The following is a 17950-nucleotide window of genomic DNA, read 5'->3' as shown; positions in this document are numbered from 1 at the left end:
ACATTCTCCAATAATAGTTAGGTTTTCAAAGCATAAAAACCTTTTGGATTTTGGCTTTAAAAAACAAACAAAAAAATTTTTCAAAAAATTTGAAAAAGACAGTAAAATCGAGATTAACTCAAGTAACTTGGTTAAATTCATTGAACATGCTTACAGTTATGCTAGAATGTCTTTGAATCTATATTCAAGCAAATATTCAAAGAAAATGTACTCGCAACCTGCATTATTCACAATTATTGCATTGAAAAGTTATTTAAATTTAACTTATCGTCAAATAATTGAATTTATTAGCTTTTCAGACAGATTGCAGAAATATTTGAAGATTAAAAGAGCTCCAGATTACTCTACTCTTCAGAAATTCTTCAAAAGAATGCCAACTGACATGTTTGAAAGAATAACAAAGCAAATTATTGTACATTTGGAAATACAACCAGAATTAGTTGCTCTTGATGGCAGTGGATTTACAAGCGACTATGCTGACAAATATTACTCAAAAATACGCAGCCATGACGTGAAAAACTTCATTAAATGCCATATAGCAATCGATGTAGATTCAAGACTAATTCTCTACTCACAAGCTGTAAAAGGACCAAGACACGATACAAAATTTGCAATAGCATCAATAAGAAGTCTAAAAAAATACAATCCACAATTCATAATAGCAGACAAAGCATATGACTCAAATGCAATAAGAACATGCATAAATGAAGAAATAAAAGTATCAGACCAAATACCACTACGATCCAACTTCAGACATGGCTGGTACAGAAGATTAAGCATCAAAACATTCAAAAAAGAAATATATTCAAGAAGAAACAATGTAGAAAGCGTATTCAGCGTAATAAAAAGAAAATACTCCGGAATTAACAAAAGCAAAAGTACACGATTACAAAACAAAGAAACAAGACTAAAAACATTAGTTTATAATATTGATCAATCAACAAAAATTTAAAATAGGATTTCAACAAGGTGGAATTTTCATAACTATTATATTGCATGATTTACATAAATTTAATCATAAATATATAATTGGATATTAGGTGTAGTAAATGGCTAATTATCATGATGAAATTTTAAATTTTGAAAAAATTGCGAAAGAACATACGGAATATATGAGAAATAGTATTAATCTCATCGCTTCTGAAAATGTTACAAGCGTAGAGGTAACTGAGGCAGTAGCAACAGATTTTGCTCACAGATATGCTGAAGGCCAAGCATTTGAAAGATTCTACGAAGGATGTCAATACGTTGATTTAATTGAAGATAAAACTAAAAAACTTTCCTGTAAAGTATATGATTGTGATTATGCTAATGTACAACCAGTTTCTGGTGTAACAGCAAATCTTGCAGCATTTTTCGGTTTTGCCAAACCTGGTGAGAAAGTAATGGCATTGGAAGTACCATCAGGAGGACACATTTCTCATGCTGATGTAAGTGCTGCCGGAATTCGTGGTTTAAAGACTGTTTTCCACCCATTAGATAAGGATGTTATGAACATTGACATCGATGCAATGAACAAAAAAATCCTCGAAGAAAAACCAAAAATTGTTTTATTCGGAGGAAGTTTATTCTTATTCCCTCATCCTATTAAAGAAGCTCGTGAAGCAGCTGATGAAGTTGGAGCCACTGTTATGTATGATGGAGCTCATGTATTAGGTCTTATTGCAGGAGGACAGTTTCAACAACCTCTCAAGGAAGGTGCAGACCTAATGATGGGAAGCACTCACAAAACATTTCCGGGTCCGCAGGGAGGGATTATCCTCTCACACCAAGAAAATGCAGAAATAATTGATGAAGCGGTTTTCCCTGGTGTAGTAAGTAACCACCATTTACACCACTTATTAGGTTTAGGTATAGCAACTGCTGAAATGTTGGAGTTCGGTGAGGCTTATGCAAAACAAATTATTAAAAATGCACAGGCTTTAGGTCAGGCAATGTATGAAAGGGGATTCAATGTTCTATGTGAAGATTTAGGATTTACCCAATCCCACCAAATAGCAGTTGACTTAACTAATATCAGATCAGCATCCGACATTGCAAAAGATTTGGCCGATAATAATGTAATTTTAAACAAAAATCTCTTGCCTGGCGATAATAGAGACAATAGTGATAATCCATCAGGTATTAGAATTGGAACTCAAGAAATTACAAGACGTGGATTAAAGGAAAAAGAAATGGATGAGGTTGCTGAATTCATTAAACGTGTAGCAGTTGATAAAGAAGACATTGCAGATGAAGTAGCTGAATTCATGAATCAATACACTAAACTTGATTATGCTTTCTCAGACAGGGAAGCTTATCAGTATCATAGATTAGATTAAAATGAGAATCGGATTTGCATTTACTGGAGCCGGCCATTTACTCAGAGAGTCTGTTCAGGCAGCTGAGAAATTAGCTAAAGAACATGAAGTCACTGTATTTTTATCAGGAGCAGCTGAGGAAGTCCTTAAAATGTATGGACTTTATGAACGTGTTGAACGCATAACTGGTGGAAAATACAGGGAATTAGCCACAGACTCTAATCAAAAATTTTCATATCCAATTACTGGCCGCCTGTCTTTAGGCAAATATGACCTGCTTATTGTTTCTCCAGCAACAGCAAATACGGTTTCAAAAATAGTCTATGGCATTGCGGATACTTTAGTTACAAATGCGGTAGCACAATCAGGAAAAGGAGCTGTACCTGTTTATATGGTTCCTGTTGATATTCATCCAGGTCCTATTGACACAATACTCCCTTCAAAAATGGAGCTGTCAAAATGTAAAGGTTGTGATGATTGTGTAGCATCACTGGCCTGTGAACAGGGAGCTATCATTCCACATGAGGAAATAGATTTGACTAAATGTATTGGTTGTGGGTTGTGTAGGAATACATGTCCAAATGATGCGATATCTGAAGGTAAAATCATTACAATCTATATGAGGGATATTGATATTGAAAATACTCGCAAATTGCAAAGTATTGATAATATTCAAATATTTGAAAATCCACAGGATATTTTAGATAAATTCTAATTTATCTCCTATTTTTAATTTTAGACAATCTTTTTTTGTTTCTAAAATATAACTTGCCTGTTTTTTAGGTTTATAGAATTTCCAAGGTTTTAAACTAACCTTTTCAAAAATTACTTTATTTCCATCTAAGAAATATACATCGATTTCAGACATCATAAAATAGGTATGTATATTTGACCCTGTCAAATTTGTAAATAACAATACAAAGTCAATATTTCTTTTTAACATTAATCCTTTAAAACGTTTAAAAAAGTTATCTGCATATCTAATTTTTATATTGATTAATTCATCTGTTGTTTTATTTAAAATCATGAATTAAATATTTTTATTTTAAAATATTTAAGTTTTTAACGATTTAAAATCAATATTTACTTATATAAAAGTTTTTCCAGCCAGATTCCCACTTGATAAATCCTTTAGTGCAATTTCAAACTCTTCAGTTGAAAATACTCCAGGGATTATCAATCGTTCTTCATTTAAATTCACTATAAAACATGGTGTAGCACTAATTCCATTTGTGAGAGCTTCTTCCTTATCTAAATATATTTCAATATTGTAATAATTGTTTTCAAGAATTTTTTTAGCTTCATATTCTTCTAATCCACAGGAAATGGCTATTTTAGTTAAGACTTTAATGTCTGCAATGTTTTCATTTTTAACCAAATTGGAGTAGAATATCTTCTCAGCGAGATTTAAGGTAATTTCCGGATGCATGTTCTGTGTAAATTTTGTTAATCTTAATGCGTCTTTGGAACTTGTAAGCAGCATATCCTTATAATTGATTTTTAAGCCGTCATCAAGTGCAGTTTCCTCTATTTCAGCAATTTTTTTCGAAGCATCATCTAGGCTTAATTCATATTTCTCCGAATATCTTTCGGTTGTGCTTTTTGTTTGTCTTTTCCCGGCAAATGGCTCAAGTTCAAAAGATCTCATTTCCCATTCGATATCCAGGTTCAAGCTTTCAGCTGCCTTTTTAATTCTTTCGAGTCCGATATATGAATAAGGACAGTTAAAATCGATTAAATAAATTATTCTCATTTTTTGTCCTCTTTAGACTTCTTATCGTCTTTTTTGGCAGCTTTGTATAGTTTTACAACGTTATCTACAGTCCTAATGATTGTGTTGTACTTTCTATAGAATCCCATATTATCATGTTGTGTTTTATTTTATATCAAAGTTTTCAAAATTTAATGATATAGTCATGATAAGTTAATATATTATGTTGTAGATAATAAATAGTATAATGTTATATATATGAGCATTCTCATCGAGTACATTTCATCTTATGGGCTGTTCATTTTTTTATTTATACACATAATATTAGTTTTAGAGGAGTTACAATGCCAATAAAAGAGGCAGATAAATCATACGATCATGATAAAATAGAAAAGAAAGTTCAAAAATTCTGGAAAGAAGAGGAAACTTTCAAAAAAGTTAATGAACTCAGAGAAAATGGTCCTAGATATTCCTTTTTAGATGGCCCACCATATTGTAGTGGAAAAATCCATTTGGGTACAGCTTGGAACAAGGTTATCAAAGATTCCTACCTTAGGTTCAAATCAATGAATGGGTTTAGCTTAAGGCGCCAGGCCGGCTGGGATATGCACGGACTTCCAATTGAAAACAAGGTAGAACACTTAATGGGAATTCAATCAAAACAAGAAATTGAAGACACTATTGGAATGGCTGCTTTTGTTGACAAATGTAGAGAATTTGCCATAGAAAACAAAATAGCCATGGAAGAACAATTTGACCAGTTGGGTGTTTGGATGGATTGGGAAAATCCATACATGACATTGGACCCGAAATATATGGAATCCTCCTGGTGGACACTTAAAAGAGCAAATGAACAGAACTTGCTTGTCAATGACCAAAGGGTAATTAGCTGGTGTCCTCATTGTGGAACAGCGCTTGCAGCAGCTGAAATTGAATATGAAGAAAAAGTTGACCCGTCCATTTATATTAAATTCCCTGTCAAGGGTGAGGAAAATACCTATTTCCTGGTTTGGACAACTACACCATGGACACTTCCGGCAAACATGGCCATTTGTGCAAATCCCGAATTTGATTATGTTTACGTTTCAAAGGATGATGAAACTTACATATTAGCTGAGAACTTAATGGAAGATGTTTTGGGCCGTCAGATTAAAATTCACAGAACCAAAATACCTGCAGAAGATGAAAACGAAGAAGATAAAATCATCGAAGAAAAGGAAGTAATGTATGAAGTTATCAAAACTGTTAAAGGAAAAGACCTAATTGGAATGGGTTATGACTACATACTTTTAGATGAAGTTCCAAAACATGCGGAATTTGATGAAATAGAAGCCGTTCACAAGGTTTTATCCGGAGACCATGTTGAACTTGGTGAAGGTACAGGTTTAGTACACACAGCACCGGGACATGGGCCAGATGATTTTGAAGTGGGTCAGGCCAATGGAATTCCAATATTTTGTCCAGTAGGTGAAGACGGATGCTTCACAGAAGATGCAGGAAAATACGCTGCTAAATTTACAAAAGATGAAAACTCCCAAATCATTGAAGACTTGGAAAACAAAGGTTTAATGTACAGGTCAGAAACTATTGAGCACAGATACGGAGTATGTTGGAGATGTAAAACTCCTATTATCTATAGGGCCACCAAACAATGGTTTCTGAAAGTAACGGACATTAAACAAAAAATGTTAGATGAAATTGATCGTGTTGAGTGGATTCCTAAATGGGCAGGAGAAGGCAGATTCCATGATTGGGTAGACAATGCCCGTGACTGGACAATTTCAAGGCAAAGGTTCTGGGGTATTCCAATCCCTATTTGGGAATGTCCGGATTGTGGAGAGCTAAAAGTAATCGGATCCCTTGATGAGTTGAAATCAGAATCCTTAAACGAAATCAATGTTTCAGATTCGGAACTTATCCACAGGCCATACGTAGATGAAGTTGAAGTAAAATGTGATAATTGTGGCCAGACAATTAAAAGAATTCCGGATGTTTTGGATGTATGGATTGACTCAGGAGTGGCCGGTTGGGCTTCACTTTACTATCCTGAAGAAAAGGACAAGTTTGAAGACTGGTTCCCTTATGACTTCATCACCGAAGGTCATGACCAAACCCGGGGCTGGTTCTACTCACAGTTGGGTACCGGTGTAATTTCAATGGGTAAAAGTCCATATCAGAAGGTTTTAATGCATGGATTTGTATTGGATGAAAACGGAAATAAAATGTCCAAATCTCTTGGAAACGTGGTCTCTCCGGAAGAAGTGATTGAAAAATATGGAGCGGATGTCTTAAGATTCTATTTGTTGTGGGCTTCAAAACCATGGGATGATTTAAAATTCGTATGGGAAGAGCTCTTGAACATTAACAAAATGTTTAATATCTTATGGAATGTATATGTATTTTCCACCACTTACATGTCATTGGACAACTTCAATCCAATTGGATTAACAGAAGAGGACATGATTTTAAGACCTGAGGATAAATGGATTGTTTCTAAGGCAAATACTTTAGTTAAAGAAGTTGCAGAAGAATTGGATAAATTATATTTCCATAATGCTACTAGAAAAATCAACAATTTCATATTGGAAGATTTAAGCCGTTGGTATGTAAGGCTTATTCGTGGAAGAACCTGGGTTGAAAGTGATGACCCGGATAAGTTAGGCGCTTATTACAGCTTATACACTGCGCTTGTCAAACTGATTTCTGTATTGTGTCCAATCGCTCCACACATATCTGAAGAGATATATGAAAATCTTGTTAAAGGAGTAAATCCCAAAGCTCCTGAAAGCATTCATATGAATGATTGGGGATATGATGAAGATGCAATAGATGAAGAACTTGAAGCTAAAATGGATGTTGCCCGTGAAGTGATTGAAGCATCTATCAGGGCACGTGACATGGCGCAATATAAACTCAGATGGCCGGTTTCAGACATCACTGTCGTATCCCAAGATGAAGGTGTCTTGAATGCTATTGAAGAGTTGCAGGACATCATTAAAGATCAGTCAAACACTAAAGAGGTTTTAGGTGCCAGTGAGTTTGATAAATTATCATTTAATGCTAAACCAAATCTCAAAATTTTAGGTCCAAAACTTAAAGGAGACATGGGCAAAGTTGTAAAAGGATTGAAAACAGCTGACGGCAATCAAATTAAGGCAGAACTTGAAGCGAATGGAAGCGTTAATGTTGAAGGAATTGAATTATCTTCTGAAGAAGTATTATTTGATTCAGAACTTCCGGATGACTTTGTATCTTCTGAATTTAAAGGTGGAAATGTATTTGTAAATACTAACATTACCTTGGAGATCAGACAGGAAGCAATGGCTCGTGAACTGATTAGAAGAATTCAGGACATGAGAAAAGACTTGGACCTTGATGTTGAAGCAAACATTAATGTGGATGTAGAAACCTCAGCCGAATTTAAGGATTTGATTGTTCCACAATCTGAGATGATATCTCATGAAGTAAGGGCAAAAAGCTTAATTATAACTGATACCGAAGAATGCAGTAAGGAATCTAAAGATTATACCAAAGAATGGGATATTGAAGGAGAAAAGGTAATTATTTCAATTAAAAATTAAGGGTGTAAATATGACTTTAGCTGATTCAGAAATTGAATATATTGAAGGAATCCTTGGTAGGGAAATGAATGAGTTAGAAGAAGGAATGCTTGATGTAATGTTTTCAGAGCATTGTTCCTATAAAAGTAGCCGTCCATTTTTAAGGGCTTTTCCAACCGAAGGAGAAAACATCATTTTAGGTCCGGGAGATGATGCCGGGCTTGTGTCTGTAACTGATAAATATGCATTAGCTGTAGGAATGGAGTCACATAACCACCCATCAGCTATTGAACCATATGGTGGAGCAGGTACTGGGATCGGTGGAATTTTAAGAGACATTATATCCATGGGAGCCATGCCTATTGCACTTTTAGATTCACTTAGATTTGGGCCGTTGGAAGATGAAAAATCCAGATACTTGTTTGAGCATGTTGTTAAGGGAATTTCTGATTATGGAAACCGTGTTGGTGTTCCAACTGTTGCCGGTGAAATCGAATTCGATGAATCATTTAGAACAAATCCTTTAGTCAATGTAATGTGTGTAGGGCTTGTAGAGAAGGATAAAATCGTTCGTGCCCAAGCTCCTAACTATGGTGATGTATTCCTTTTGATGGGAGGAACTACCGGCCGTGATGGTATTCATGGCGTAACTTTTGCATCCGAAGAGTTAACATCCGACAGTGAAACTGAAGATAGGCCGGCCGTTCAAGTAGCCGATCCGTTTACCAAAAAAAGGGTTCTGGAAGCATCATTGGAAATCTTGGAAAAAATCAATGTCAGTGGTGTAAAGGATTTGGGTGGCGGAGGTCTTACTTGCTGCATTTCCGAACTTGTTGATTCTTCAAATAATGGAGCATTAGTTGATTTACGTGCAATTCCATTAAGGGAAACCGGTATGACTCCATATGAAATCATGCTTTCTGAATCTCAGGAAAGAATGGTGTTTGTAATTAATCCGGATGATGTTGAATTAGCCAAACAGATTTGTGATAAACATGAAATCGCATCTGCAATTATTGGTGAGGTAATTGAAGGTAACAATATGATCATTTCAGACGATGGTGAAGAAATTGCCAACTTACCGACTATTTTGCTCGCTGATCCCCCTTCAATTGATAGGCCTATAGCCGAAATTCCTGAAGACACCGAAAAAATCGAACTCAAAGACCCAGGTCTTCATAAGTCTTTACCTGAATTATTGGCTTCTCCAAACATAGCCTCCAAGGAATGGGTTTACAAACAGTATGACCATGAAGTTCAAGTAAGAACTGTTGTAAAACCGGGTGATGATGCAGCAGTTTTAAGAATCGATGATGAAACAGCTATTGCGCTTACTACAGATTCAAATACAATCCATACTAAATTGTCTCCATTTGATGGGGCTGCAGGTTGTGTTGCAGAAGCAATAAGAAATGTAATTTCAATGGGTGCCACACCTTATGCAGTTGTTGACTGTCTTAACTTTGGAAATCCGGAAACTCCTGAAATTTTATGGCAATTTAAAACAGCTATTGAAGGAATGAGCCTAGTTGCCGAAGCTTTCAATGCACCTGTTATCAGTGGAAATGTAAGTTTTTATAATGAAACTGAAGGAATTAAAATTAATCCAACTCCTGCAGTTGGTGTAATCGGCGTTGAAAAAATTGAAAACATCAGAACCATGGACTTTAAGAATGAAGGGGATAAAATCCTTTTAATCGGTAAAACCTATGATGAATTAACAGGTTCCGAATATCACAGGACAATCCACAATCTTGAAAAAGGCACTGCTCCAAGAATTAGGATAGATGAGGAGTTGGCCAATGGTCAGACAGTATTAAGATTAATCGATGAAGATGTGGATAAGAATATTACTGCTGTTCATGATGTTTCTGCTGGTGGTTTGGCTGTTGCACTTTCTGAAATGGTTATCAAATCCGGATTGGGTTGTGATGTTAATATAGTCGATGATGAACTGGATAAAATACAATTATTATACTCAGAAAGTCATGGCAGATATATTTTAACTGTAAAAGCGGATGCATTAGAAGATATATTGGCCAAGATTGACGTTGATGTTGAAGTCATTGGAGAGGTTAAGGGCAATTCATTAAATGTAAATGGCCATGAATTCAGCTTTGAAGATTTAAATAACGCATATCATGGTGTCATTGAACAATACATGGCTTAAATGGCTTGGGGGAGTTTTTACATGTTTTTGTCTAAATTAGAGTCTCTAACTAATGCATTAAAGTTGATTAATGATAATCAGAAACTAATGGGGATTGAGGAAATCCCTATTGGCGAGACTCATAAGAGAGTTTTGGCTGAGGATGTCATGGCTTATCATGATTCCCCGCCATTTGATAAATCTGCAATGGATGGATTTGCATTAAAGGGTGAAAATACTTTTGGAGCATCCCAATCAGCTCCTAAGGAATTTAAAATAATTGATGCTATTGGTGCCGGGGATTTTTCTTCCAAGACAGTTGGTGAAAATGAAGCTATTGTAATTGCTACCGGGGCTCCTGTTCCTGATGGGGCCGATGCGGTTATCATGAAGGAATACACTACAACTGACGGGGATGATTTAACAATCTATTCTCAGGTTACTCCTGGAGAAAATGTTTCTCCTAAATCCGAAGACATTAAGAAAGGTGAAAAAATCCTTTCTAAAAATACATTTATAAGATATCAGGAAATGGGTTTAATCGCATCAGCCGGTTATGACACTGTTAAGGTATTCAAAAAACCTAGAGTTTTGGTTATCATAACGGGCAACGAGTTAGTTGAGCCTACAAAGGAAGAAATTGATAAGGCAAAGATCATTAATTCTAATCAATTCACTATAAAGGCAATGATTGAGGATTCAGGCGCAATTGCTGAGATAATTCATGCCGGAGATACTTTTGAAGAGGTCCGCTCTGCCGTTTTGGATGCATCAAAAGATTATGATGTTATAATGACAACTGGAGGAACAGCTATTAGTAAAGGGGATGTTGTTCTTGATGTTGTTGCGGATGTTGGTGAAATATTATTCCATGGCGTGGCCATTAGACCTGGAAAGCCAGCAGGAGCAGGAATTGTAAACGGAAAGATGATATTTACACTTTCAGGCCAGCCGGTTGCCGCCATGAGTCAGTTTGACATGTTTGCAAGAAAGTATTTATTTGAATTGCAGGGAAGACCTTTTGATTTTAAAGTTGTTAAGAGAGTTTCACAGCTTAAAATCCCTTCACAGCTTGGAAGGACTGATTTTATCCGTGCAGTTTCTGATGACGAATGTGCTAAACATGTGTTGAATAGGGGTTCCGGCATTATTCGTTCAATGGTTGAGGCGAACAGCTATATCATCATAGATGAAAACGATGAAGGATATCAGAAGGATGATTTAGTTGATGTTGTCTTATTTGATTCACTACTTTGGTAGTTAAAGGTGTATTTTAATGAATGGTATTTACTATTATTTGATAGCTTTTCTCATTATCTGGATATTGTCTATAGCATTGAAAGATAAGTTGTCAGATCATGGTTTTGAAATTAGTTTCCCGATTATAATGTGGAAAACAGAAAGGCTCAGGGGATTAATTAAAAGAATCAACCATCTTTCTCCGAAATTTTGGAGATGGTATATGAATCTTGGAATAGTGATATCATTTGTTGCAATGGCATTTATTACATGGACTTTGCTCAGTTCACTTGAAACGGCTTTGGAGACACCTTCCGTTTCACTTGTTATTCCGGGTGTGGACATGCCGGGCCTTTCTATATATGTTCCATTTTTGGCCGGGCTGATAGCCTTGGCCACTGTTCTTGTAGTTCACGAATTCTCCCATGGCATACAGGCGGTTGGCGAGAAGATTCCAATTAAATCAATTGGTCTATTATTGTTTGCTATTCTTCCAGGGGCCTTTGTAGAGCCTGACGAGGACGAATTGAAAAAAGCCAGTAAAGTTTCACGCTTAAGGGTTTATGGTGCGGGATCCATGGCAAACATGACTCTCGCATTGATGGCCATTTTAATAGTTTTTGGCGCATCATTTGGAATTCCACATTTTTTTGCCGAAGATGGCATTGAAATCGGTCATATTGTCAGCGATTCCCCATCCGACGGTATTTTAAAAGAGGGAATGGTCATAGAATCAATAGACAATCATCAAATCAACGATTCTAAAAGCTATTTGAAAGTTGTCGGCACTTTCAATCCGGGAGACAACATCACCGTAGGAACCGACCGGGGGGACTATTCGGTTGAGCTTGGCAAAAACCCCAATAATGAGTCTGTAGGATTTTTCGGTATTCAGGCATCTAAGCATTTCAAATTGGTTGATAATAGTTTAGGCCCACTTCCATGGGTGTTGTTTGGATTGGTGGAGCTTTTCCAGTGGATTTTCACTTTAAACTTGGGAATCGGTTTATTTAATCTTCTTCCGATAAAGCCTTTGGACGGCGGGCACATGCTTGAGATTCTATTAACATATAAGCTATCGGAGGCACAGGCCAAACCTATCGTCAATGCTGTTTCAGTTGTTTTGGCCCTTGTTGTTGTTTTCAGTCTTCTTGTTGGCTTTATCTAGTCAGGTTTGTTCATAAAATACACAAATTTCTGAAAAAGGCTAGGTAATATTCAAAAAATTTATTTAGTCAATGAATCCTATTTAATATTATGGGGTATTATTTATGAAAAGGAAATTTATGGTATTTTTGGTTTTATTAATTCTTATTAGTATAACCGCAGTATCTGCTGGAGATGCAAATCAAACAGATGCTGATTATGGTCTTGATTTTGATAAATCAACTTCTGATTTTGATAAATTAAGTTCTGGCCTTGACGAATCAGATTCTGAGCTTGATTTTGATAAATCAACTTCTGAATGTTGTTCTTTCGTTATTCAAGAGGAAAACGAAACAGTTTTTGGTTTTAGACAAGATGGTAAGCTTAATGGATATGGTGTTGTTATACATAATGAAAGTTTAGATGATCTTGATAGTATTGTAGAAGAAATAGACAATCCAGAAGTTCATTTCATTCATGCAATAATCTCTGAAGACGGATGGGTTGCCAGTCATGGTGGAGATAGTGACAATGTTACTGACACTTTGACTATAGAAAATCTTGCTAAGGAAATGCTTCTTTCTAAGAATATTTCATCAGATTCTCTTGGTCAAATTCAAAACATCTTCAAAAAATATAAATATGGTCATTTTTTCATCAAGGCTCCTGATGGAAGTTATGGGGTAGCCTATTATACTGGTTGTAAATATGGAACCTTGCAGCCTGGAGAATTTATGATTATTTCAAATGAATATTTTGGTTTGCGTAAGGGAACTTATGCTGACTATGCAATAGATCCTGTTGATGCGATTGTCGAGATTTGTTCTTATGAGAATACCGGTTGGAATAGGCGTAATGTTCATATTTATGACTATAAAGCGCATGATACTCCTGAAGGGCAGAAATATGGGGTGGATGTTTATATAAGCGATGATAATGGGCTTAATGTCGGTTTGGAAACTTCAGAAATTGTGACTTATGTTTATTTCAATGGTGAGTATCATCCGGCTTCAGAGATTCCTCAAAATCCGGATAAGCTATATCTTGGAACCTACATATTTGAAAACCAGACAATCGATTCAGTCTTTGAGGTAGTGTACAGTTCAGATAATGTATTGGTTAATGAAGATTCTCCTATAATCTATAAGATAAACAATATTGATGATGAAAGGACTGTTGTATTCGAATTGGATGATAATGTTGAATATGTTGATGCGGATGTTTCCGAAGGGGACTGTAATTATGATCCAGCTCAGAATATATTGTACTGGAACCTGCCAGCATCCAATGGTCCTAAAGAAATCATTTTCACTGTTAGGCCAAAGGTTAAGGGAGATTATACCATTCGTTCATATGTTCAAGGAATGGATGAGGAAATCAGTGTGACCACCTATGCAACAAATCCTGGTGTTATCTTAACAGCAGAAAATGTTACAACATATAAGAGTTATTATAAGAATCTGGACATTTATCTGACAGATGAAGACGGTGTTGCATTAGTTGGTGAGAAAGTATCCATCATGATTGATGGAACCACTTATGAGCGTGAAGTTACACCTAAAGGCTATGCTTCATATTCCATCATGTTACAGCCTGGAGAATATGATGCAATAATCTCTTACGATGGGCAATTCGGCAAAAATCAAACCACTTCTAAAATCATTGTTAAGACAACAATATTCAGCAATGATTTAGAGGTTTTCTATGGACAAAATAAAACATTTGATGTAAGTTTGTTGGATGAAAACGGAAATGCTTTTGCAGAAGGCGTGTTTGACTTTAAAGTTGACGGCAATTTAAGAAGTCAACTCACAGATGAAAACGGTTCTTATGGTTTGAAGATTTATAATTATCTTTATAATGTAGGCAAGTTATACCCCGGAAATCATACCATTATTACATATAATGGTAGAACTAATGAATTCGTAAGCAATACATTAATCATTAAAGAACCTGTTTGTGATTTGGTCATCAGCAAAACAGCCAATGTTTCATCCATTCTCATTGGAGATGGTTTTAAATGGACTATCAATGTTTTAAATAATGGTCCATGCGATGCCCATGATGTACTGGCAACTGATGTATTGCCATCAAACGTCAAATACGTTTCATATGAAGCATCCAAAGGATTTTATGATGTTGAAGGGGGAATATGGACAATCGGCAACTTAACAGTTGGCGAAAGCGCAACTTTAGATTTGTATTGCATTGCGCTTGAGGAAGGCATCATCACTAATGAGGTAAATGTCATATGCAATGAAACCGACAGCAACCTATCTAATAATTATGATAATTCTACTGTGAAAGTCATTAAAAATGAGACACAGCATCCTGCCGGACCTGTAAAAAATATGACTGAAGATCCTACAGGAATATTGGCAAATCCTGCAAGGATGTCAGCTACAGGTAATCCGATAGCATACCTTATAGTTGTAATTATGATTCTGTTTGGCAGCTTTTGGACTCGAAACAGGAAAAACTGAATTAAAATAAGAGATTAGATATAATATTTAAACTCCCTATTAATCAGGGCGTTTATTCTTTATTTTTTTTTTAAATATTTTATAGTGAAAAAAGAAAATTATGAAAGAATGGTTAAATTCTTTCAAGTTTTAAGGAGTCTAGAAGTATCTTTCTAAAATTCCTTCTAGGATTTTGTAGTGGCGGCCTTCGTCTTTGGAACTTTCCCTGAAGAAATCCGCAGCGGTTTCAATACCTGCTTCGGCAGCCTTTTCGGAAGCTTCTCTTTTTTCTGCGTTTGCCATTTTTTCTCCACCCATCATCCATTCGATGTTTTCTTTAAGGGTAGGTTTAATAATTCCGTTCATTTCACAGAATCTTGCAGCGTGTTCAGCTTCTTCCCAAGCTAATCTTTTGAATACTTCAGCCAATTCCCCGTAACCTTCTCTGGAAGCTTGTCTGGACATGGCCAGGTAGATACCTACTTCGTTAGTTTCGCCTTCAAAGTTTCCTGCCACATAGTTTTCCACAGGAGTGCCTTTTGTGATTCCAATTTCATGTTCGTATTTTACCATGTTAATTTCTCCTAGATTTTATAATATATTTTTTACATTTCATAGGTTATAATTCTTTACATGCTTTAGCTAATGCCACACCTAACTCATAGCTTGCCTCTTCTTCTTCGGCAGTTGGCACGAATGTAATTTCCTGGGTGTCAATTACATCAAATCCGCAGTTGTTCAATTCTTCAGCAAGCATTGCAGGTGTTCCACCTTTTCCACCCATTGAACCGAAAGTAACGGCTTTTCTTACAATACCGGTTCTGTTGAAGAGCAATCCTTTTAGGTAGTACATGATGTCTCCAATACTTGGGTATGGCACATCGTTAATGGTTGGGTCTCCTACTGCAATTCCTTTACTGGTTAAGATGCTTTTTACGATTTCTGATCTTTCATCTTCATGTAAGAAGAATATTTCAACATCATAACCTTCAGATATTGCACCTTCAGCAATTTCATGAGCCATTTGTTGGGTTGAGTAGTGCATTGTATCGTAAATAATTGTGATTTTATCTTCACATACGCCGGTAGCCCAGTTTTGGTAAGCGCCAATGATTTGCATTGGGTCGGTCCAGATTTGACCGTGAGATGGTGCAATCATTTTGATTGAGTCAAGCAATCCTAATTCAACTACTTCGTTTAATTTTTTAAGCACTAATTTTGAAAGTGGTGTAATCAGGTTTGCATAGAATTTTTGTGCCGCATCCATTAGGACGGTTTCCGGAATCTCATCTGAGAATCTTTTTGTGAAACATAAGTGTTGACCGAATGCGTCATTAGGGAATAAAATGCCTGTTTCGTCTGCAAGTAATGTGAACATGCTGTCAGGCCAGTGTAATAGGAATGCATCTAAGAACGCCAAGGTTCTTCCGCCAACATCCAAACTGTCACCGGTTCCAACAGTTATAAATTCTGCTCCTTCAAGTGCAGGGTAGTGTTTTAACAATCCATTCACTGCAATTTTAGTACAGTAAATCGGTGCTTCTGGGAATCTTTTGTGTAAATCTACCAATACTCCAGAGTGGTCTTTTTCAACGTGGTTTTGGATGATGTAGTCAACTTTCACTTCTCTTCCTTCTTGAGCAAAAGCGTCATCAATACGTGCCATCATTTCTTTTGTTTTTCCAGGATATGCATTGTCGATAATTGCTACTTCATCTTCACCGAATACAATGTATGCGTTGTATGTGGTTCCATCTAAAGTGTATCCGTGGGAGGTTCTTAAGTCCCAGTCGAGTACACCAATCCAGTATACTCCTTCAGCTATTTTTTGAGCATTTGCTTTCATTTTTAAATCTCCATAATTTAAATTAATTCATCTATTATGAATTAATAATAATTAGTGTTATATTATTATATATAATTTTGTTTTATACGAACAGTTTCAAAAGTTCAGATACTTATTACTTTTCAAGCGCTCTCTCAAGGTTTTTAATAAATAAGAAATAAAAGTGGTTAATATGATGAATGACGAGCTATTCAAAAATTTCACAATAAGCTGTAACCATGCAATTGGGACAACACAGAGCTATGAGCTTTCTTTGAGAAAGTACTGCAACTATTTTGGCATGTCTCTTAAGGAACTTCTTGAAGAAGCCGAAGAGGATGAGATGAACGGGGTTAAATGGAAACACAGCAGGTTGAAATCAAAACTGGTTGAATATAGGCATTACATGTTTCAAAACTATGCTGCAGGAACCGTCAGAAAGGAAATGAACTGCATCATCTTTTTCTACAAGTTCTACGACATAGAAGTATTGGATTTGCCTAAAGTCAATGACAAAAACATTCAAAAGCCTGCTCCGATATACTTTAAGGACCTGCCGGATAAGGAAGTCATAAGGGAAGCCTTTCAGATTGCATCTCCCCTGATGAAAGCCATCATACTCTTTTCCTGCTCCAGCGGATGTGCCAGAACAGAGACACTGAGCCTGACAATCGGGAATTACATTGAGGCATTATCAGAATATCTGCCAAGACATAGAATGGACATATTTGAGGTTATTGATTATCTGCAGGATGTCGATGATGTTGTTCCAACCTTCAGCATTTTAAGGAAAAAGACAAACAAGTATTATCTTACATACTGTAGCCCTGAGGCTGTAAAGGCAATCAATGCATATTTGTTGCTACGGGATAAGCCAATAACTGATGAAAGCCCGCTCTTTCAAATCAGCAGGACATATATGGTCCAGTCATTTGAGATGATCAATGACACTTTAGGCCTTGGTAGAGTCGGACGATACCGCAGGTTTCGAAGCCACATGCTCAGGAAGTTTCATGCTTCAGCATTATATAATGACGGCATGAGCATAGACAAGGTTAACGATTTGCAGGGAAAGGCAAAAAACAAAACCGATGCGGCCTATTTCATGACAAATCCTGACGATTTGAAATATGAATATATTCAGCATTTGCCTGCCGTTACCATAAATACTGATGTTGAAAAGCTGTCTGTCAAATCACCTCAGTTCATTCAGATGGAAAAGGAAAATGAAGCATTAAAATCAGAAGTAGGTGATATGAGAGGTGAACTTGAGGAAATGAGAGGTTTAAAAAAAGAACTTTTAGGTATCATTAATAAGGTTGGTGAGGGGTCATAATAGTGATATAAAAGTTAATTGATAGCATTTGGCATGTGTTGAATGCTATCAACATAAATAAGAACAAGTAAAAAACATTTACTAAAATAACAAGATTTATTAATGATTATAGATTCATAATAATTCCTAATTTATTATAGAGAGTTAAATCGTTAATATATCTTATTTTTTTCAATATCTAAAATTTAAACTTATTTTATCTTAATTTAAATTTGTAATTAT

Annotated in this window: 13 protein-coding genes; 9 read left to right on the top strand and 4 right to left on the bottom strand. The window is 36.0% G+C overall.

The window, feature by feature from the left end; all coding sequences use genetic code 11:
* From ACKI4K_RS02465 to ACKI4K_RS02455, 3 genes are all read left to right on the top strand, one after another.
* On the top strand, positions 1-952 hold a 952-nt coding region (locus ACKI4K_RS02465; protein WP_407421937.1), incomplete at its 5' end, for an IS5 family transposase.
* Positions 953-1049: 97 nt separating this feature from the next.
* Positions 1050-2321, top strand: a complete 1272-nt coding sequence (glyA, locus tag ACKI4K_RS02460) for a serine hydroxymethyltransferase (protein WP_407421935.1) — start codon at positions 1050-1052, stop codon at positions 2319-2321.
* 1 nt (position 2322) lies between these two features.
* A complete protein-coding gene (locus ACKI4K_RS02455; protein WP_407421933.1) occupies positions 2323-3015 on the top strand; it encodes a dihydromethanopterin reductase (acceptor) in 693 nt (230 codons plus the stop codon).
* Here ACKI4K_RS02455 and ACKI4K_RS02450 read toward each other — a convergent pair.
* Entirely contained in the window at positions 3001-3327 is a 327-nt protein-coding gene (locus ACKI4K_RS02450; RefSeq protein WP_407421931.1) for a DUF192 domain-containing protein, read from the bottom strand. The genes ACKI4K_RS02455 and ACKI4K_RS02450 overlap by 15 nt on opposite strands.
* Before the next feature lie 60 nt (positions 3328-3387).
* The gene (locus ACKI4K_RS02445; protein WP_407421929.1) at positions 3388-4053 is read right to left on the bottom strand and encodes a DsbA family protein; all 666 of its coding nucleotides are present in this window, start codon (positions 4051-4053) and stop codon (positions 3388-3390) included.
* 302 nt (positions 4054-4355) lie between these two features.
* On the opposite strand from ACKI4K_RS02445, the gene ileS reads away from it, so the two are divergent.
* The 5 genes from ileS (at position 4356) to ACKI4K_RS02420 (ending at position 14588) form a co-directional block, all read left to right on the top strand.
* Positions 4356-7592 carry an isoleucine--tRNA ligase gene (ileS, locus tag ACKI4K_RS02440; RefSeq protein ID WP_407421927.1) on the top strand — a complete coding sequence of 1079 codons (3237 nt, stop codon included), beginning with the start codon at positions 4356-4358 and terminating at the stop codon, positions 7590-7592.
* Positions 7593-7602: 10 nt separating this feature from the next.
* Positions 7603-9741: a phosphoribosylformylglycinamidine synthase subunit PurL gene (gene purL, locus ACKI4K_RS02435; protein ID WP_407421925.1), complete on the top strand. Its 2139-nt coding sequence runs from the start codon at positions 7603-7605 to the stop codon at positions 9739-9741.
* A gap of 21 nt (positions 9742-9762) precedes the next feature.
* Positions 9763-10980, top strand: coding sequence for a gephyrin-like molybdotransferase Glp (gene glp, locus ACKI4K_RS02430; protein ID WP_407421923.1), 1218 nt, complete (start codon positions 9763-9765; stop codon positions 10978-10980).
* Between the two features lie 16 nt (positions 10981-10996).
* Positions 10997-12127 carry a site-2 protease family protein gene (locus tag ACKI4K_RS02425; protein ID WP_407421921.1) on the top strand — a complete coding sequence of 377 codons (1131 nt, stop codon included), beginning with the start codon at positions 10997-10999 and terminating at the stop codon, positions 12125-12127.
* A 103-nt stretch (positions 12128-12230) separates the two neighbouring features.
* Positions 12231-14588 (top strand): hypothetical protein, encoded by a 2358-nt coding sequence (locus ACKI4K_RS02420; RefSeq protein ID WP_407421919.1) that lies wholly within the window; start codon positions 12231-12233, stop codon positions 14586-14588.
* A gap of 138 nt (positions 14589-14726) precedes the next feature.
* Here ACKI4K_RS02420 and ACKI4K_RS02415 read toward each other — a convergent pair whose 3' ends face one another.
* Together ACKI4K_RS02415 and ACKI4K_RS02410 are read right to left on the bottom strand one after the other, a co-directional pair.
* Positions 14727-15140 carry a ferritin family protein gene (locus ACKI4K_RS02415; protein WP_067039734.1) on the bottom strand — a complete coding sequence of 138 codons (414 nt, stop codon included), beginning with the start codon at positions 15138-15140 and terminating at the stop codon, positions 14727-14729.
* A 46-nt stretch (positions 15141-15186) separates the two neighbouring features.
* Entirely contained in the window at positions 15187-16413 is a 1227-nt protein-coding gene (locus ACKI4K_RS02410; RefSeq protein ID WP_407421916.1) for an FprA family A-type flavoprotein, read from the bottom strand.
* A gap of 172 nt (positions 16414-16585) precedes the next feature.
* Here ACKI4K_RS02410 and ACKI4K_RS02405 point away from each other — a divergent pair, with 172 nt between their 5' ends.
* Positions 16586-17728 (top strand): tyrosine-type recombinase/integrase, encoded by a 1143-nt coding sequence (locus ACKI4K_RS02405; protein WP_407421914.1) that lies wholly within the window; start codon positions 16586-16588, stop codon positions 17726-17728.
* The last annotated feature ends 222 nt before the right edge of the window (positions 17729-17950 follow it).

The sequence above is a fragment of the Methanobrevibacter sp. genome (genome assembly GCF_045644645.1).
Taxonomy (GTDB): domain Archaea; phylum Methanobacteriota; class Methanobacteria; order Methanobacteriales; family Methanobacteriaceae; genus Methanocatella.
This window is presented reverse-complemented; position numbering and strand designations above follow the sequence as displayed.

Bases quoted from the DNA above. Each gene is read 5' to 3' on its own strand.
- glyA (WP_407421935.1), top strand. From the start codon at position 1,050: ATGGCTAATTATCATGATGAAATTTTAAATTTTGAAAAAATTGCGAAA.
- ACKI4K_RS02455 (WP_407421933.1), top strand. From the start codon at position 2,323: ATGAGAATCGGATTTGCATTTACTGGAGCCGGCCATTTACTCAGAGAG.
- ACKI4K_RS02450 (WP_407421931.1), bottom strand. From the start codon at position 3,327: ATGATTTTAAATAAAACAACAGATGAATTAATCAATATAAAAATTAGA.
- ACKI4K_RS02445 (WP_407421929.1), bottom strand. From the start codon at position 4,053: ATGAGAATAATTTATTTAATCGATTTTAACTGTCCTTATTCATATATC.
- ileS (WP_407421927.1), top strand. From the start codon at position 4,356: ATGCCAATAAAAGAGGCAGATAAATCATACGATCATGATAAAATAGAA.
- purL (WP_407421925.1), top strand. From the start codon at position 7,603: ATGACTTTAGCTGATTCAGAAATTGAATATATTGAAGGAATCCTTGGT.
- glp (WP_407421923.1), top strand. From the start codon at position 9,763: ATGTTTTTGTCTAAATTAGAGTCTCTAACTAATGCATTAAAGTTGATT.
- ACKI4K_RS02425 (WP_407421921.1), top strand. From the start codon at position 10,997: ATGAATGGTATTTACTATTATTTGATAGCTTTTCTCATTATCTGGATA.
- ACKI4K_RS02420 (WP_407421919.1), top strand. From the start codon at position 12,231: ATGAAAAGGAAATTTATGGTATTTTTGGTTTTATTAATTCTTATTAGT.
- ACKI4K_RS02415 (WP_067039734.1), bottom strand. From the start codon at position 15,140: ATGGTAAAATACGAACATGAAATTGGAATCACAAAAGGCACTCCTGTG.
- ACKI4K_RS02410 (WP_407421916.1), bottom strand. From the start codon at position 16,413: ATGAAAGCAAATGCTCAAAAAATAGCTGAAGGAGTATACTGGATTGGT.
- ACKI4K_RS02405 (WP_407421914.1), top strand. From the start codon at position 16,586: ATGATGAATGACGAGCTATTCAAAAATTTCACAATAAGCTGTAACCAT.